Origin of the sequence: Pseudoalteromonas sp. 5Ae-yellow (assembly GCF_014077565.1) — a bacterium.
Lineage (GTDB): Bacteria > Pseudomonadota > Gammaproteobacteria > Enterobacterales > Alteromonadaceae > Pseudoalteromonas.
Window position 1 is genome coordinate 31,497 of record NZ_JACGWD010000025.1, and the last position, 16,733, is coordinate 48,229.

Below are 16,733 nucleotides of genomic sequence, written 5' to 3' on the forward strand. Positions count from 1 at the left end.
TCCATAGCGTCTATGGGGGAATTTTTTTATTCAACTTTGCCCCACTCTCGTTAACTGGTATTATGTCCTGATTGATTATTGAATAGACTCAGGGACAGCAGTATATGCATTCATTAACATTATTACGTGCCACTCTAATAGCATTTCTCCTTATTTTTTTATCTGCCTGTGGTGGAGCCGAAGATCAAGTTACAGTAAATCCAAATGATCCTGTAGAGCCTGAGCCTAGTGGCTTAATTATTACCAATGCTAATGGCTTACAAACGTCATTAGATGAAGGTAACTTTACTATCAATGCCCCTGGGGAAATAGTGGCTAGCGATACCGAAATAACCTACGAAAAACTAGTCCTTGATGAGAATAATCAAGCAAAAAATATCATTTCAGATATACATACGCTTACCCCGAATACACTTCAACTTTCTAGCCCAATGACAATCACTATAAAAATACCTGACGACTATGTATTAGGCGGCCAATTAACTATTGCGCGTTTGAGCGGAGACTCTTGGTCAAGTATTACTAATTCAACAGTATCGCAAGGCTTTGTTAGTGCACAAGTAAACCAACTAGGTAGCTATGCAATAGAAATGCAACGTACGGTGGCATTTTCTGATATTGGCCCTACATGTGATGCAAATGCAACAGAGCAATCTATACGATTTGTTCACGTTGCCGACATGCATGCTCGCTTTGGGTATCAAGAGCAGTATTTTAGTCGTATCAAGGCTTATTATAAAAAAGCGTTAAGCGAATCTCCGCATACATTATTTACCGATGGTGGCGATGATTACGAAAAAGGGACCGTTGCAGAGCAAATATCACAAGGCTTAGCCTCTGGTGAAACCGTAAAGCTAATGGCTTTTGATTTACGTGTTTTAGGGAATCATGACTATGCATGGGGTCCTGAAAAGCTGCTTTAGTTTTCACAAGACGATAATGCCATTGTACTTGCAAGTAATACCCGATTTGAGGGAGAGCAAAATAAGAGCTTTGGCGGTGTGGACTTTGCTAAAGTACAGGTTGGCTGCATAACATTGGGTGTGTTTGGGATAACGTCAGTACCATGGGATGAACTTGACGAGCCAATTGAAGATGACCCTATTCCTGACTTTATAAAACAATTTAAAATGAGTTGGAAGTGGCAACAAATCGCACAAAGTATTGTAAGCCAATACAGCGGTGATGTTGATTACATGATAATGCTAAGCCACTTAGGTAAAGGAACTGACGTTGAGATAGCAACCAATGTGCCCGGTATAGATTTAGTGCTTGGTGGGCATACTCATGGTGGTGAAGACTTTATAGAGCTTGAAAATAATGCTTTAGTCATTCAACCAGAATTTTATGCTCGCGGAGTCACCGATTTAAATTTAGTATTTAATACTGCAGATAAAGCACTAAGTCGTTACGATTATCAACATGTAGATACGCGAACATCTATAGAACCTGACGAAGAAACCAAGCTAGCTATCGATGAAATAATGGGCCGATATGCACCCGATGCTGATACAGAAATTGCCATTTAAGAAAACTACCCAAGTAGCTTTGAAGTTGCAGAAATAACAGCACTTGCAACTAAACATTCAAGCTCAATTAACGCAGCGCTGCTTAACCCTGAACTTGTACAAAAAAGATGGACGCCAGGCACTGTTACACAAGAAGATTTTCACAAAGCATTTTATGTTGAAAGACAGCCTTCAAACACACCTGGCTTTAATTCACTGTATCAAGTAACTGTTACAGGAACTGATTTAAACACAATGATTGCCAGCCAACCCGATTGGTTTGCGTTAAAGCCAGAAGATATTCAAGTAACAACAAATTATAATGTCGCTTTATTTAAAGGTGCAGCACTTAATCCAGATTTATTTTTTAGCAGTGTTACTTTTAATGATGTAAAGCCAATTACCGAAGCATGGTGGCTACTTGATCAATACGCGCGCTTTAGAACAACTCAATGTCTTCACCTTGATACAGACACACAGCTTAATGCTTGCCAAGATGTTGCAAATATAACAATTTGGAACTTTGACGATCCAACAAACCCACTGACCCCAGACTTTGGTCCATCGGTTTTAAACTACTTTGACCCAGAAAATGACGGTTGGGGCCCCGAAGACACCCGCTATGAGACAACCACTGATCTTAATATTGGGGATTTAACTGATGGTCCTTCTGGTGTAATGGCTTTTACTGATTACTCACCTACAGAGGGTTTAAAAATTGAATTAAACACACAAGCAAATGGTGATTATGCTAATGACGGTATGGTATCTGACTACACTCTAATAATGGATTTATATTGGCCATCAGAAGATAGCGATTCTTATCGTGCGATAATGCAAACTGAAACAGTAGATTATTTAGAAAACGATGCAGATATATTTATTGATCCCAGTGGCGGTTATGGTGAAGCGACGTTTAAAAGTGGATATTTTGGTGATACTAAACCAGAAACATGGCATCGTGTAGCGTTTGTGTTTTACACAGCACCAATAAATGGTGTATTTGAAGTATATATTGATGGTGAATTAACGGGTGTAAAAGAATTTGGAGAAATAGACCAACGTTGGGCTCTCAACAAAGCAGTGCTCTTATTTACTGATAATGGCTACGAAACAGTCCCTGGTTACTTAAATGCCTTACTCTATGCGGGCCGTGCTATGACCCGTGGCGAAATTAAAAGTATGGGCGGCGCACAACAAAAGTTGTCCTTTGAGCAACCGACGCGAGTGTTAAACAAAACGATTGAACGTCACTATCAAGCTGCGCCAGCGATAAAAACAAACCAATGGATTGAGCAACGTAACAAGTTCTTTGGTGGCAACTCTAAAAGTGTAAATAATTAAATACAACCAAGCTTTTGCTTGTTCATTCTAAAAGGAGGCTTTACGCAGGTGAACTCTCCTTTTTATTATTTAAAAACAACACATTAAGAATAAAAACCATTATTCAATCCTATACCATATAACTTCATTTTACTTAACTGTATTACAAACACGTAACTTTATAATAACCGTCCTATAAAATTTACACATACACTACACACTAAATAGTGCCCCCCTCTTCCCCAAATCAAAAATCTGGTTGATTATCTACTGCAATATGACAACAACACATAATCGCAGTGCTTAATTGCGGGAGTAATAATAATGAGTGAAGTAAATAACTATTTAGGTTTAGTCGGTATTGAATTTACCGAATACGCAACACCTGATGCTGATTATATGGATAAAGTATTTACTGATTTTGGCTTCTCTAAGCTTAAAAAATTCAAAGGTAAAGACATCGTTTATTACAACCAAAACGATATTCATTTTTTACTGAATAACGAGCGTGAAGGTTTTTCTGCAGAATTTGCTAAAAGCCATGGTCCTGCTATTTGTTCGATGGGTTGGCGTGTTGAGAATGCGCAAAAAGCATTTGAAACTGCAGTAGAGCGTGGTGCAAAACCAGCTACTGATTCAACACATAAAAACATGCCTTACCCTGCAATTTATGGCATTGGCGACAGCCTAATTTACTTTATTGAAAATTTTGGCGACAAAGGCACTATTTACGAAAGTGATTTTGAAGATTTAGAAACGCAAAATGTTGTAGAAGATAAAGGCTTTATCCGAATCGATCATTTAACCAATAACGTTTATAAAGGCACCATGGAAAAATGGGCTAACTTTTATAAAGACGTATTTGGTTTTACAGAAGTACGCTACTTTGACATTAAAGGTCAAAAAACAGCGCTTATTTCGTATGCACTTAAATCGCCATGCGGCACCTTCTCTATTCCAATAAACGAAGGTAAAGGTAACGATAACAACCAAATTGATGAATACCTTGGTGAGTACAACGGCCCAGGCGTTCAACATTTAGCGTTTTTAACAGATGACCTAGTAAGTTCTCTTGATAAGCTTGATAAATCAACAATTGCCACTTTAGATATTATCCCAGAGTACTACGATACTATTTTTGACCGTGTACCTTGGGTAGCTGAAGATAAAGAAAAAATTCGTAAGCATCAGATACTCGTAGATAGCCAAAGTGAAAATTGTTATTTATTACAAATTTTCTCTAAAAACTTATTTGGTCCAATCTTTATAGAAATGATCCAGCGCGTTGATGATGGTGGCTTTGGTGAAGGTAACTTCCAAGCATTATTTGAATCAATCGAACGTGACCAAGAGCGTCGCGGCGTTTTATAAAATATTTGAGTAAATTAAAAGCAGCGAACTTCGCTGCTTTTTGTCGTTTTAATATTTAAAAAGTATGGCGCCAAGTACAAGTATGATTAAATAAACTATACCTTGTTGCCATACAGTAAAATCCAAAGGAAATGTAATGAGCCTAATTAACGAAACCCACGATATTAATTTAACCAGCTGGGTAGAATCAGCTAATGTTGATAATTGCGACTTCCCGATTCAAAACTTACCGTTTGCAGAATTTCGTCGTAAGGGGTCTGATGAGGCCTTTCGTGGTGGTGTTGCAATTGGTGACCAAGTAATCGATTTAGCAAAACTAAGTAAATTAAACGTTTTAACAGGTGACGCTAAAACAGCCGCAGATGCAGCAAGTGAAGCAACCTTAAATACATTTATGGGTTTAGGGAAGCAGTATTGGTCAGCCCTTCGTCTAGCCCTTTCAAAAGCACTAAGAGCAGGCTCTGAGCACCAACAAGCGCTTAGCGATACATTGGTTGCACAATCCGATATAGAGTTTTCTTTGCCTTGTCGCATCGGTGATTACACCGACTTTTACACTTCTATTTATCACGCTACAGCTGTGGGTAGTTTATTTCGCCCTGACAACCCATTATTACCTAACTATAAATGGGTACCTATTGGTTATCATGGTCGCTCTTCATCTATTGACGTATCGGGTCAAACATTTCATCGCCCTAAAGGTCAAACCAAAGCGCCAGACGCAGAAGTGCCATCATTCGGTCCTTGTAAACGCCTTGATTACGAACTAGAGCTGGGTATTTACTTAGGTAAAGGCAATGCACTGGGCGATGCAATCGCTATCGAAAATGCTGAAAACCACGTATTTGGCTTTTGTGTATTTAACGATTGGTCAGCACGTGACTTGCAAGCGTGGGAATATCAACCGCTTGGTCCATTTTTAGCTAAAAACTTTGCCTCAACTGTATCGCCTTGGATTGTAACAACCGAAGCATTAGCGCCTTATAGAACAAGCTGGACACGTGATGAAAACGATCCACAGCCTATGGACTATTTAGAATCAAAAGCGAATCGCGACCAAGGTGCTTTTGATATTCAAATGGATGTTAGAATTCAAACGCAAAAAATGCGTAGCGAAGGCCATAACCCAACGCGCGTATCAACATCGAGCTTTAAGCACTCTTACTGGACTGTGGCACAAATGGTTACTCATCACACAGTAAATGGCTGTAACTTTATGCCAGGTGACATGCTAGGTTCGGGCACTCAGTCAGGTCCAACGCACGAAGAAGCAGGTTCATTACTTGAGCTTTCTCGTGGCGGTAAAGAAAAAATTACGCTAAGTAATGGCGAACAACGCAGCTTTTTAGAAGATGGCGATAACGTTATTATGCGTGGCTGGTGTGAAAAAGAAGGCTATGCACGTATAGGTTTTGGCTCTGTAGAGAGTACTGTACTGCCGGCAAAATAATACGCATATTAAAAAATTTATTAAAAGGGCTGCTTACTAAAAGCAGCCCTTTTTTATTAATTTTTGAACAGTTACAATTTTTTTCTAGCTTTTTTAACTCAAATTGCTATCTTAATTCGGTTAATAGCCAGTGTTTATATGCCATGTCAGTATTTATAAAGTCTTTTTATCATAAATTTTTCCCAGCTCGTCAGCTACTTATTCGCCAAAATGGCGAAGTTAAGCATGTTGTTTTAGCCTCTTGGTTTCAACTTCTTGTAGCATCGCTTATTTTAGCCACTTTTGTTTGGCTGAGTATTTCGAGCTTTCGTGTTTACACACAAACTAATAAAATATCTGACATAGAACAAAGTCAAATAAACAAACAAACACTTTGGCAACAAAAAGTCAGTGAACAGCAAGCCCTGCAAGCAACGCAATTAGAACAACTTGCAATACTTGAGCAAAAGCAGGCGCTACTGCAAAACATGATAGAATCCCTTCCCGCTTCAATTAGCAAAGATGTCATTAAGCTTGATACAGAACTTGATGTACCTATTAATGAAAATGGCAATGAATTTCATGAACCATTAGTCGATGAAAATCAAAAAGGTAAACAAGCACAGTTAATCGCTCCAATTACATTTGCAACAAGAGTGGCCAACTTAAATAATCATTATGAGCAAAGCTTTACCTATTTAGATAACCAAATTAGTGAACGTCACCAAGCCATTTTAGCTATGGTCAAAGGCGCAGGAATTGAGTCTGCGCTTGAGCAACACCTAATATTAAGCGCCCAAACAACTGCACAAGGTGGGCCACTTGATATATTTAACGAAACAAAAATTCCAAGCCACTTTTTAGCCATAGTTGATAAGTTATTAATATTAAATAATTTAGAAAACTTTTTAACTGAGCTACCAAACACCCTGCCTTTAGCTAAAGCTAAATACTATATTTCGAGTAATTTTGGCCTTAGAAAAGATCCTATGAATAGTAATCATGCCTTTCATAAAGGAATTGATTTAGCCGGTTGGCATAAAACCGAAATATTCGCTCCAGCAGACGCTGTAGTTCTTCGTGCCGGTCGTAATGGTGGTTATGGTAACTTTATTGAGCTTGAACATAAAAATGGCTTAGTGACTCGATTTGGACACTTAAATAAAATTAAAGTAAAGAAAGGTCAATCAATCACTAAACATGATGTAATCGGTTTAATGGGCAGCACCGGTAGAAGCACAGGCACTCATTTACACTACGAAGTATTGCTTAACGGTAAACAAGTCAATCCTCTAAAAATAACAAAGGCGCTTTCTCGTGTTTGGTAGAAAAAAACAAAAAACAGTTAGCTCTAATTTAAAAAGAGTGAATCACACACCGTCTATTATTTCTGAAGACGTACGCCTTACAGGCACTTTAGTTAGCCAAGGTGAAGTACAGCTTGATGGCCGTATTGATGGTGACATAAAAGTGGAGCATTTAGTTATTGGCTCAGCGGGAGTTGTTGAAGGTATTGTTGAAGCTAAAAGCGTTATTGTTAAAGGTAAAGTTATTGGGTCAATTAATGCCAGTGAAGTAAAAGTACAAAGTGGCGCTCATGTTCATGGCGATGTATTTCACGATACATTGAGTATTGATGCAGGCGCAGTAATTGAAGGCAGTTTAAAGCAACGCTTTGAAAAAGAAGAGCCGGAACTAATTTCGAAAGAACTAAAACCCGCAAAAGAAGTTAAAGCATTATTGACAGAAGATGGCAGCGACTTATCATTTGTAAATAAACAAGCCGCTGATAAAAGCTAAGTCAAATTAGCTTTACGTAAATTAATTTTTCTCAGTAATGTACATAGTAATATCTGCAGTGAAAACAAGCTCATTGCGGGTATTATACAGTTTAACCGGTACTACTAAGTCTTCTTTATCAATCCACTTATGTGGTAAATCAATTTCAGCGACTGCTCGTACATCTGTATCTACTTTAGCCAAATACCTAACTGTCATCCCTTTTGGAATCCAACGATGCGTTTTAACTGGCACTGTTGCATCAACCATTACACCTGCACACAATTCAGCTAAGTTACACTGCGCAATAGCATGAATAGTTCCAATATGATTATGAACACTTCGGCGGTTTTTAACCACCGCACTACAATGGCCCTCTCTCAAATCGAGTACGTAAGGTTTCATCGAACCAAAATATGGCGCTTTAAAGCAAACAGCTTTAGTAAAAAGCCAATTCCCAAAAGGTAGGCGCTTAAATTTATGCCATGTTTGTACAAGTGCAGATTTATTACTCATTATTATTTTCCATCAACAGTTACTTTTTCAAATTAACACATCAGACCAGTTTTAAAAAGTGCATTTACGCTGCCTTTTTAGCTTAATCCAATCAAAAAATAAAAATGACAACCTATGCAGGGGTCATAAGCCCTTTCTTTTTTACGAGTGCCCACCTAAAATACCCGGCAAAAGGAGACTCAATGCAAACACAGCCCGCTAAACCTAATATGACTTTGTTACTTATCCTAGCGTTACTCGTTATATTTTGCCCTATGGCAATCGATATTTACTTACCCGCTTTTCCTACTATTGCAGAACAATTTGCAGTTACAGAACAACAAGTTCAGCAAACCGTTGCTATTTTTATGCTAACAGTAGGTTTAGGCCAATTAATTGCGGGGCCTTTGGCCGATAGGTTTGGCCGAAAGCCAGTGGCTATAGTGGGTATAAGTTTATATGCAGGCTCAGCATTACTTGCCTATTACTCGCCTTCTTTTGAGATATTACTAATAGCACGTGCTTTTCAGGGGTTTGGAGCGTGTGCCACATTTGTTGTCGCATTTGCGATAGTGCGTGATAAATATGGTAGTGAACGAAGCGGACAAATGATTACCTACCTTAACGGGATTGTGTGCTTTATTCCGGCAATGGCACCTATTTTAGGGGCTTGGCTTACCGTACAGTTTGGCTGGCGTATGAACTTTATGTTTTTAACCGCGTTTGCTATTTTGGGCCTTATTGTTACCCTATTCTTTTTTAGAGAAACTCGTCCTGCTGATAGTCATTATCAGGGGCATATTTTAGATTTACGTCGCTTTACACCGATTATTAAAACACCGGTATTTTTGTTTAATAGCCTAATTTGTATGGTCTCAATGTCGGCCATATTAGTGTATGTAACGCTCGCACCAGGCTGGCTTATTACACATTTAGGCGGCACCGTAGCCGACTTTACTTTTTGGTTTACGTTAAATGCCGTAATAAGTATTGTCGCAAGTTTTATTTTACCAACCTACATTAAACGAAATAGCCAACGTGCTTTGCGTGTCGGTGTGAGTGTACTGGTTTCCTCAGGCATTTTAATGTTAGCCCTTAGCGGTATAGAAACAGCATTTGCGCTTATGCTACCTATCTTAATTGCTGCATTAGGGTTTGCTTTAAGTTTAGGCTCTGCTGCAGGTATGGCTCTGTCGAGCTTTCCTAAACAAGCAGGCACAGCCTCTGCATTACTCGGTGCTATGCAAATGAGTGGCGCAAGTATACTTGTCGTTTTAACCCAATATTTAGGGCTAAGCACACCGTGGTTGATTGCTTTTCACTTATTATTGCTAGTTCCGCTTTGGCTTATTTTAATGAGCAAAAAAGCACATACTTTGCACCCAACTAAAAGCGCTCAATGATCAATCCTGATTTTTTAGTCTCGTTTTTATTAGCCAGCTTTTTAATGGCTGTAGCACCTGGGCCATCAAATGCATTTTTGATGGCACAAACATTTGCTAATGGTCGAAGCGCCGGTATGCAAAGTGCTTTTGGTTTTGCATTAGGTGGGGTTATTCATACTCTATTTGCTGTTGTAGGCCTAAGCGCAGTCCTAAAAGCTTCCCCAAGTGCCTATGCCGCAGTGCAATATGTAGGCGCAGCATACTTATGTTATTTGGGGCTTATGATGATTAAAGGCACGCTAAAGCAGCCAGAGCCTATATCTGATGACAAGCAAACCGATAAACCGCATATAAGTACCAGTAAAAAAAGTAATGTCATGTTTCAAGCAATGATGACTGAAGTACTAAACCCTAAAGTGGCGCTGTTTTTTATTGCATTTATTCCGCAATTTGTAGATCCAACGCTTTCATCTGCTACTTTTCAACTCGCTTTTTTTGGCTTGCTTTACCCTATTTTTGCTTTTCCGATTGACTGCACGTATATTTATTTTGGCGACAAAATTGCACAGTTTTTTAGACGTAACCCAAATAGCCAACTTTGGATTGATAGGATCACCGGCATTGTATTTATAGCCCTTGCTATCAATCTATTATTTTAACTAACCTGCACTTTGGTTAAGAGATTTATTACCCAGAGTTTAAGCTAACTAATAAAAAAGAATCAGCATGGAACAAAAAACACAATCTCTTCCCGCACAAAAAAATATTGCTTTAGTTGCCCACGACGGTAAAAAAGCAGCATTAAAATTATGGTGTGAAAAGCACAAAGAAATACTAAGTAAGCACACTTTATATGGTACAGGTACTACAGGGCATTTAATTCAAAAAACCACGGGACTTGATGTAGTTCAGCTATTAAGTGGCCCTATGGGCGGCGATCAACAACTTGGCGCTAAAATAGCTGAACATGAGATACATGTTTTGATATTTTTTTGGGACCCATTAGCATCACAGCCTCATGACCCTGATGTTAAAGCACTGCTGCGTTTAGCCGCTGTTTGGAATATTCCGGTGGCGTGTAATGAGGTAAGTGCAGATATGTTATTAAGCTCACCGCTTATGGATGTAGAGCTTGAACGTACATTGCCAGATTACGAAAAATACCTCGCAACCCGACAAATAGATCTTTAAACCTCAATTGTAATCTAGGTTATTTATAAAGCATGCTGGCCCATTTAGTCAGGCCAGCAGTTACACTACCAAAGTGGTCCCCGTTAACCATTTTTATATTACCTAAGTGCTCACTTAAAGCCGCTTTAATCAATGGTGACTGTGCACTACCGCCTGTTAAGTAAATAATGTCTGGCGTGGTCGCAGCGTCGCTGATTGCTTGTTTTGCTAAAGTAACTATTTGGCTAATACTACTCTCGACGGCAACAGCTAAATCGCTTACAGATACATTTTTATTCAGCCCACTATCTAAAAAGCTTAAATCACAATCAAACACACTAGCAGACGAAAGTGCTATTTTAGCCGCTTCACCTTGTTGCACTAACTGATGGCCTTGCTTGTTTTGCTGTAAATGTATTAAGCGCTTATAAAGCTCAGGTGCACTTACATCACGTAATTGTGCGTTTAGCTCTCGGGTATGGCTTTCACTATAAAATTGGCTTTGTAAGTTTACATCGTTAATTTTACACGCTTGCCAAAACGCTTGATTAGGCAAAGGTAGACCTGATTTAAACGTACTGCCTAAACCCAATAACGGCATTAAACCATGAAAGCTCAAAGCAATATCTAAATCGTTTCCGCCAACACGTTTACCACTGTGAGATAAAAAATCGCTATCGCGCTGACTATTTCCTCTAAAGCTTGGGCCCATTTGTACAAATGAGCAGTCACTTGTACCACCACCAATATCAATAACGAGTACTTTTTGATCCTGAGTTAAATCACTCTCGTAGTCGATACCCGCAGCAAGTGGCTCATATAAAAACTCTACGTCTTTAAAACCAGCACGTTTAGCAGCACGCTCTAAAATACCGACCGCTTGTTGATTTGATTGCTCACCACCCACAGCTTGAAAGTTTACTGGGCGACCAATTACTGTTTGTGTAAGTGTTTTATCTAAAGAGAGCTCAGCGCGTTGCTTAATTTTTAAGATCATCGCGGTTGCGATATCTTCAAAAAAGTTAATTTGACCTTGCTTTAAACCTGTTGCACCAAAAAATGATTTAGGAGACTTAACAAAATAGCCTTCTTCAGGAAACTGCACGTACTCGCTAATCGCTTCACGACCAATAAATAGGGTTTCATCTGAAGGTTGTAAATCAAGGTCTGACTTAATACGAGGTAAGGTATTTAATAATGCTTGGCGCTGCGTTAAAAAATCATGCTCATGGGCTGTGCCATGTAAATGCTTAGCAACAAAATCAACAACCAACGCGCTGTGATGAGTGTAAAGTGTAGACGGTAAGTAATGTTTTCCTTGCTCTAGCGGTACTAATTGAACATTACCCTCGCTCATTACACCCATAGCACAATTAGAACTACCGTAATCAAAACCTACAAACATACTTCACCACACATTACCAAAAAGGCCGCGCAATTTAGCACACTTTGTAAAATTTATAAATGTTATAAACTATCTCTGACCCGTAAAAAACTGGCAAAACGCGGTAACCCATTTTTTGTTAAGCCATGAAATCGGTACGTTACAGTACTACCAATCTCCGGTGGGATGGAGCGCTGTGCATCATTAAACCCAGTACCAATAGAAAATACCTGCCCCTGCGCTGTTTTTACCCTTAATGCCCCTAACATACCTTGATATTTACCTTTGCCTGGTAAGTGTGCAATTACAACCGCTTCTGCATCTAAATAAGGTTTTAATTTTAGTAATGCATTACTTCTTCCATTGCTGTGCTTCGCGCTGGCCAAATGAAGCATTACGCCCTCGCCACCCTGCTTAGTTATGTTCTCAAAATACTCTGTAAGCTGCTCATTATTTGTAAAGCTATATTGAACTACAGCACTAATGTGCGGCGAGTTTAGGCTAGTGATAAGCTCATTATAGTTTTTATAGCGAGTGCTAAAAGGGAGATTTTTATCTGGCATATCAAATACTTTATAAGTAATAGTTTGCCAATCATGATTATTAGGTTTTTTAGTTCTGACTATGCCGCTAAGCGCAGAAAAGTGCTCACGTTTAGTCCACAGCTCACCATCAAGCCATACATTTGGCAATGGCGCTGTAAACCAACTTGGCGCATTGATAATATTACCCTTACGAGTGACAAACTCCGTGCCGGTCCAGATAGCTCTTACGCCATCATATTTTTCACTGACTAAATATTTACTTACATCATAATGCTTCGTTTCGTCATATACTTTAGCCAGTAAAACAGACGGTTGTGCTGCACTTATGCATTGCGTAAAAAGTACAATAACAATTAAAAGCAGGTGTTTAATAGTAAGCATTGGCGCATCCAAGCACGTAAAAGTTGGCTTAAACTATAGTTGAGATTGCGCCCATTGCCAAAACTCATCTAAGTTGCTCATTTGATAGGTAGCTTGGCTAAAGTCGTGATCTTTAGTATGACTATTGGCAATGGCTACAACACGTAACAAAGCATTATTAGCAGCTGTTACCCCTGTGTAAGTATCCTCAACAGCAATTGCATTGCCTGCCTGTATATTTATCTGCTCAAGTGCCAGTAAATATGGGTCCCCTGCAGGTTTAGGATTAGTTACATCATCTTTTGTAACCACCGTATCAAACAGCTCATAAAACCCTAAGCCTTTCAGTATTGGCATAGCTTCACTTTTAGCACTGCCTGTTACTAGCGCCATTTTTAAGCCACTCGCTTTTACAGCTTTCAATGTTTGCTCTGTAAATGGCATCAGTGGCGGTAAATGTGTTACTACATATTCACCAAATAAACGGTATTTTTCATCTGCTAAAAACTGTGCACTTACCGATAAGTTATGCTCTTGCTTAATTTCGATTGCGGCTTCTAAAGTGGGCCGTCCCGAAAAGCGCTGACAAAAATCATTTTCTAAATAACTAACGCCGTAGGGTTTAAGTAATTTACTCCAGCATACAAAGTGCATGCTTTCTGAATCAACTAATGTGCCATCCATATCAAATAATATTGCTTTTAAAGTCATCCTCATTCCTTATTTAACTTGAGCTAAATTTTGACAATAAAAAAAGGCGCCTTAAGCACCTTTTATATAAATGCAGTTATTGCGTTAAGCCTGCTGGCGGCTCACCCGTTGCTTCCTCACCCGTTTCAACATCAACAAGCTCGTAGCCACGCGTTTTACGTACAACTTTAAGTACTGGTTTATCAAATGCAGTTTTTAAACGCTCGGAGTCATCTTTCAACTCATCTAAGGTTGTTCCAAAAGGGGCTGCGCCAGTTTCTGACCAGTTAGTTACTTTACCATTTAGGTTATATTCTACTTCATGTATTTGATATTGCGCTGCTTCGTCTTTCGTTGCTTCACAAAAAATTACACGGTAATTCCAAAATCCAGCCATCTTTTTATCTCTTTAAATTAATTAACGCTACTTTACCAGCTTTATAAAAACATAAAAGCCTGCACAAGGCAGGCTTTTAAAAATTAATATAATTTAAGGTTATCTCTAGAAGAAGTTAACTTTAAATTCAGCACCAACATAACGCTCTTCGTTAACAATACCTGTATTGTTATTGAAATCTACAGCGCCAATAACTTGTTGTTCGTCAAATAAGTTACGGACAAAAGCAGCAACTTCGTATTCGTAATCGCCTTCAGACCATGTGTAGCCTGTACGAAGACCTGTTTCAATAAGCTCTTTACCTTCAAACTCTACTGATTCGTAAAGGAACATATTGATTTTACTGCGATAAGAAATATCACCGCTTGCGAAGAAGTTACCATCGGCAAGTTCTTTAGTGTAGCGAAGCGTAAAGTTAGAGATCCACTCAGGAGCATGCGGTAAGCTATTACCATCAAGTACAGCAAGACCAGAACCATTAATTGGGTCAGTTACAGTACATTGAGCACAAACAGCGACAGCTAAATCGTTATCTTTAATTTCTGTTTTATTGTAGCTTAAGTTAAACGTTGCATTAAACTCATCGCTTAATACCCACTGCGTATCTAACTCAAAACCATAGCCAGTCGTTTTATCAGCATTAACTAAACGGTTAAAGTTAGCACCACCGCCTACAGCAGTAAGCTGTTGGTCGTCCATCGTGTAGTAAAACACAGTAGCATTTACACGGCCTTGGCCGTCTAGCACGTCTGATTTAATACCTGTCTCGTACGATGTTACCGTTTCTGACTCAGCTGTTGTAACGTCATCACCAAATAAAATACGACCTTGTAAACTAGGTGCGCGGAAGCTGTTTGCTACACGGCCGTACCAGTTAACATCGTCGTTTACTTTATAGTTTGCAGATAAATCCCAGCTAACATGGTCGTCACTAACATCACGCTCTACAAGTAATGCACCGCCACCAATTGGGCTAAGTGTACGATCAGCTACAAAATCTTTATCATCATCAGAGTAACGAAGGCCCGCTGTTACTTTTAAATCATCTGAAAAAGTATAATCTACAGAACCAAATATAGCCCATGCAGTTGTGTCTTGTTGTTGGCGAACATAACCATTTAAAGCACCAGCATTAGGTGTTGAGAATGTATCGTAGCTGAAGTTTTCAATCGTTAGCTCTTCATCAAAGTAAAATACACCTACTTGATAATTTAAATCACCATCAAAGTTACTAGATAAACGTAGCTCTTGCGTTAACTGATCGTGCTCTGGAATGCCATCAGCACTTTCATTAGAAAATGGAATAGAACCTGGTCCCATAGCAACTGGAACTCCATCTATTGAGAAGCCGCCGTAACCGCCGTCAATATCAGCACGCGAGTATATTTCAGCGCTTTCCCATGCAGAAATTGAAGTGATTGTGTGGTTTTTAAGTTCCCACTCAAGCTTTAAGCTCGCGCCTTCAGATTCTACTTGTTGAGTAGAGCGAGATGCCGCATCTTGATAAACAACATCACTTTCGTAGTTATCTACTAGCTCATTAGTACCCGTTTTAATTACATTCGCACGAAAGGCAATTGGTGAGCCATCTAAGTCACGTGTGTGATAGTTTAATAAAGCAGTAAAATCATCGCCTTCATATAAAAACTGAACACGTGCCGCTTTTTCAGTGTAACCACCTTGCTCGTCTTTAGCTTCAAAGCCTGGCGCTTGGTTATCAATGTAATCGTCTTTATCTTGCCATAATAATGAAACACGAGCAGATAAACGGTCAGTTAAAGCACCACCTACAGCACCACTTGTGTCTACAGCGCCACGGCTACCGTATGAAACAGAGCCATAACCATCAAATTCTTGGCTTGGTTTAACAGTATCAAACTTAACAAGGCCAGCTGGCGTGTTACGTCCAAATAAAGTTCCCTGTGGTCCACGTAATACTTCTACGCGTTCAACATCAAATACTGGGAAGCCTTTTAAAATTGCATTTTCTTGAACTACTTCATCAACAACAAGTGATACTGGTTGTGATGCATTCAAATCGAAATCGGTATTACCTAAACCACGAACGTAAAAGCGTGGGAATGAACGACCAAATGAAGACTCAATAGATAAACTTGGAATTTTCGCATTTAAAAAACGAATATCCATACCAGCTGAGCTATACGCATCAAGGTTATCACCTTGTAGTGCAGATACTGCTACTGGTACTTCTTGTGCATTTTCTACGCGTTTACGGGCGGTAACTTGAATAACTTCTAGTTGATTGCTTTTTTTAGCCGTTTCTTCTTCAGCGGCGAATGCTGAAATAGATGTGCCAGCAGCAGATAGTAGTGCAGCGTTAATAATTGTCGCTATTGCAGATTTCTTTAATGATTTCATGTCGGGTATTAACCTTTTTTGTGCACTCTTGTTCAACGGTTTTTTGTGTTGCGCAATGTATTCATTGCGGGCTCGTTCAATTTTTCGCGACTTGCGTCATGCGCGCGGACCTTATTACCGAGAGTACAAAAACGATGTTATAAGGCTGAACGAACGATTAAGATTATACCATTGTGTGACAATTTTACTGCATAAATATAGACATAATTAGAAACTTTTTTGCAACATTTAACTACAAAATCACGTGTTTTTATCACTATTTAGATGCAAAATTCTAATATTAAGGACATATGTCCTTTATTGGATTTAATAAAATGGAGTAGGAAGAAGGGATTGTTTTACATGTTAACCTAAAATAGAAACACCTGTGTTTTTATTAAAAGCCGCCCAAGAGCTAACACCATTCAGTTAAGCATGCTTTGACTTAATGGTGTACCGAGTTTTTGAAATTCGAACGGTCCTACTTTTGGGCCGTTTTCTTTTTTCTGGAAGAATATAACGTTTCACTCGTTCTCGCA

General features: G+C 39.0%; 13 protein-coding genes and 1 pseudogene. 8 read left to right on the plus strand and 6 right to left on the minus strand.

Translation table 11 applies throughout. The features are described from left to right. The first annotated feature begins 104 nt into the window (after positions 1–104). The 5 genes and pseudogenes from H4J63_RS08905 (at position 105) to H4J63_RS08925 (ending at position 7,431) form a co-directional block, all read left to right on the plus strand. Positions 105–2,852, plus strand: a pseudogene (locus H4J63_RS08905) (metallophosphoesterase). A gap of 303 nt (positions 2,853–3,155) precedes the next feature. Further along, positions 3,156–4,202 (plus strand): 4-hydroxyphenylpyruvate dioxygenase, encoded by a 1,047-nt coding sequence (gene hppD / locus H4J63_RS08910; protein ID WP_010555129.1) that lies wholly within the window; start codon positions 3,156–3,158, stop codon positions 4,200–4,202. Positions 4,203–4,338: 136 nt separating this feature from the next. Beyond that, positions 4,339–5,652, plus strand: a complete 1,314-nt coding sequence (fahA, locus tag H4J63_RS08915; protein ID WP_039487124.1) for a fumarylacetoacetase — start codon at positions 4,339–4,341, stop codon at positions 5,650–5,652. A gap of 143 nt (positions 5,653–5,795) precedes the next feature. After that, positions 5,796–6,959 carry a M23 family metallopeptidase gene (locus H4J63_RS08920; protein ID WP_182196064.1) on the plus strand — a complete coding sequence of 388 codons (1,164 nt, stop codon included), beginning with the start codon at positions 5,796–5,798 and terminating at the stop codon, positions 6,957–6,959. Next, the gene (locus tag H4J63_RS08925) at positions 6,949–7,431 is read left to right on the plus strand and encodes a polymer-forming cytoskeletal protein (RefSeq protein WP_182196067.1); all 483 of its coding nucleotides are present in this window, start codon (positions 6,949–6,951) and stop codon (positions 7,429–7,431) included. Before H4J63_RS08920 ends, H4J63_RS08925 begins: the two co-directional genes overlap by 11 nt. A gap of 21 nt (positions 7,432–7,452) precedes the next feature. Here H4J63_RS08925 and H4J63_RS08930 read toward each other — a convergent pair whose 3' ends face one another. Next, the gene (locus tag H4J63_RS08930; protein WP_024595671.1) at positions 7,453–7,926 is read right to left on the minus strand and encodes a hotdog fold domain-containing protein; all 474 of its coding nucleotides are present in this window, start codon (positions 7,924–7,926) and stop codon (positions 7,453–7,455) included. A 182-nt stretch (positions 7,927–8,108) separates the two neighbouring features. Here H4J63_RS08930 and H4J63_RS08935 point away from each other — a divergent pair, with 182 nt between their 5' ends. The 3 genes from H4J63_RS08935 to H4J63_RS08945 all read left to right on the plus strand — a co-directional run bounded on the left by H4J63_RS08935 (position 8,109) and on the right by H4J63_RS08945 (position 10,481). Continuing rightward, positions 8,109–9,308, plus strand: coding sequence for a multidrug effflux MFS transporter (locus tag H4J63_RS08935; RefSeq protein ID WP_182196070.1), 1,200 nt, complete (start codon positions 8,109–8,111; stop codon positions 9,306–9,308). Next, a complete protein-coding gene (locus H4J63_RS08940; RefSeq protein ID WP_010555134.1) occupies positions 9,305–9,949 on the plus strand; it encodes a LysE family translocator in 645 nt (214 codons plus the stop codon). The genes H4J63_RS08935 and H4J63_RS08940 overlap by 4 nt, the downstream gene beginning before the upstream one ends. Before the next feature lie 67 nt (positions 9,950–10,016). After that, positions 10,017–10,481, plus strand: coding sequence for a methylglyoxal synthase (locus tag H4J63_RS08945; protein WP_002958191.1), 465 nt, complete (start codon positions 10,017–10,019; stop codon positions 10,479–10,481). 19 nt (positions 10,482–10,500) lie between these two features. On the opposite strand, the gene yegD is transcribed toward H4J63_RS08945, so the two are convergent. The 5 genes from yegD to H4J63_RS08970 form a co-directional block, all read right to left on the minus strand. Then, positions 10,501–11,865, minus strand: a complete 1,365-nt coding sequence (gene yegD, locus H4J63_RS08950; protein ID WP_182196071.1) for a molecular chaperone — start codon at positions 11,863–11,865, stop codon at positions 10,501–10,503. Between the two features lie 62 nt (positions 11,866–11,927). Continuing rightward, positions 11,928–12,770 (minus strand): DNA ligase, encoded by an 843-nt coding sequence (locus H4J63_RS08955; protein WP_182196073.1) that lies wholly within the window; start codon positions 12,768–12,770, stop codon positions 11,928–11,930. 33 nt (positions 12,771–12,803) lie between these two features. Then, positions 12,804–13,460, minus strand: coding sequence for an HAD family phosphatase (locus H4J63_RS08960; RefSeq protein WP_182196075.1), 657 nt, complete (start codon positions 13,458–13,460; stop codon positions 12,804–12,806). 76 nt (positions 13,461–13,536) lie between these two features. Then, the gene (locus H4J63_RS08965) at positions 13,537–13,836 is read right to left on the minus strand and encodes a hypothetical protein (RefSeq protein WP_002958185.1); all 300 of its coding nucleotides are present in this window, start codon (positions 13,834–13,836) and stop codon (positions 13,537–13,539) included. A gap of 105 nt (positions 13,837–13,941) precedes the next feature. Next, complete coding sequence (locus H4J63_RS08970) at positions 13,942–16,215, minus strand: TonB-dependent receptor (protein ID WP_182196077.1); 2,274 nt, start codon at positions 16,213–16,215, stop codon at positions 13,942–13,944. Between the last annotated feature and the right edge of the window lie 518 nt (positions 16,216–16,733).

What these genes read in the sequence shown, in the direction of transcription:
- hppD (WP_010555129.1), top strand. Translation starts at nt 3,156, where the DNA reads ATGAGTGAAGTAAATAACTATTTAGGTTTAGTCGGTATTGAATTTACC.
- fahA (WP_039487124.1), top strand. Translation starts at nt 4,339, where the DNA reads ATGAGCCTAATTAACGAAACCCACGATATTAATTTAACCAGCTGGGTA.
- H4J63_RS08920 (WP_182196064.1), top strand. Translation starts at nt 5,796, where the DNA reads ATGTCAGTATTTATAAAGTCTTTTTATCATAAATTTTTCCCAGCTCGT.
- H4J63_RS08930 (WP_024595671.1), bottom strand. Translation starts at nt 7,926, where the DNA reads ATGAGTAATAAATCTGCACTTGTACAAACATGGCATAAATTTAAGCGC.
- H4J63_RS08935 (WP_182196070.1), top strand. Translation starts at nt 8,109, where the DNA reads ATGCAAACACAGCCCGCTAAACCTAATATGACTTTGTTACTTATCCTA.
- H4J63_RS08940 (WP_010555134.1), top strand. Translation starts at nt 9,305, where the DNA reads ATGATCAATCCTGATTTTTTAGTCTCGTTTTTATTAGCCAGCTTTTTA.
- H4J63_RS08945 (WP_002958191.1), top strand. Translation starts at nt 10,017, where the DNA reads ATGGAACAAAAAACACAATCTCTTCCCGCACAAAAAAATATTGCTTTA.
- yegD (WP_182196071.1), bottom strand. Translation starts at nt 11,865, where the DNA reads ATGTTTGTAGGTTTTGATTACGGTAGTTCTAATTGTGCTATGGGTGTA.
- H4J63_RS08955 (WP_182196073.1), bottom strand. Translation starts at nt 12,770, where the DNA reads ATGCTTACTATTAAACACCTGCTTTTAATTGTTATTGTACTTTTTACG.
- H4J63_RS08960 (WP_182196075.1), bottom strand. Translation starts at nt 13,460, where the DNA reads ATGACTTTAAAAGCAATATTATTTGATATGGATGGCACATTAGTTGAT.
- H4J63_RS08965 (WP_002958185.1), bottom strand. Translation starts at nt 13,836, where the DNA reads ATGGCTGGATTTTGGAATTACCGTGTAATTTTTTGTGAAGCAACGAAA.
- H4J63_RS08970 (WP_182196077.1), bottom strand. Translation starts at nt 16,215, where the DNA reads ATGAAATCATTAAAGAAATCTGCAATAGCGACAATTATTAACGCTGCA.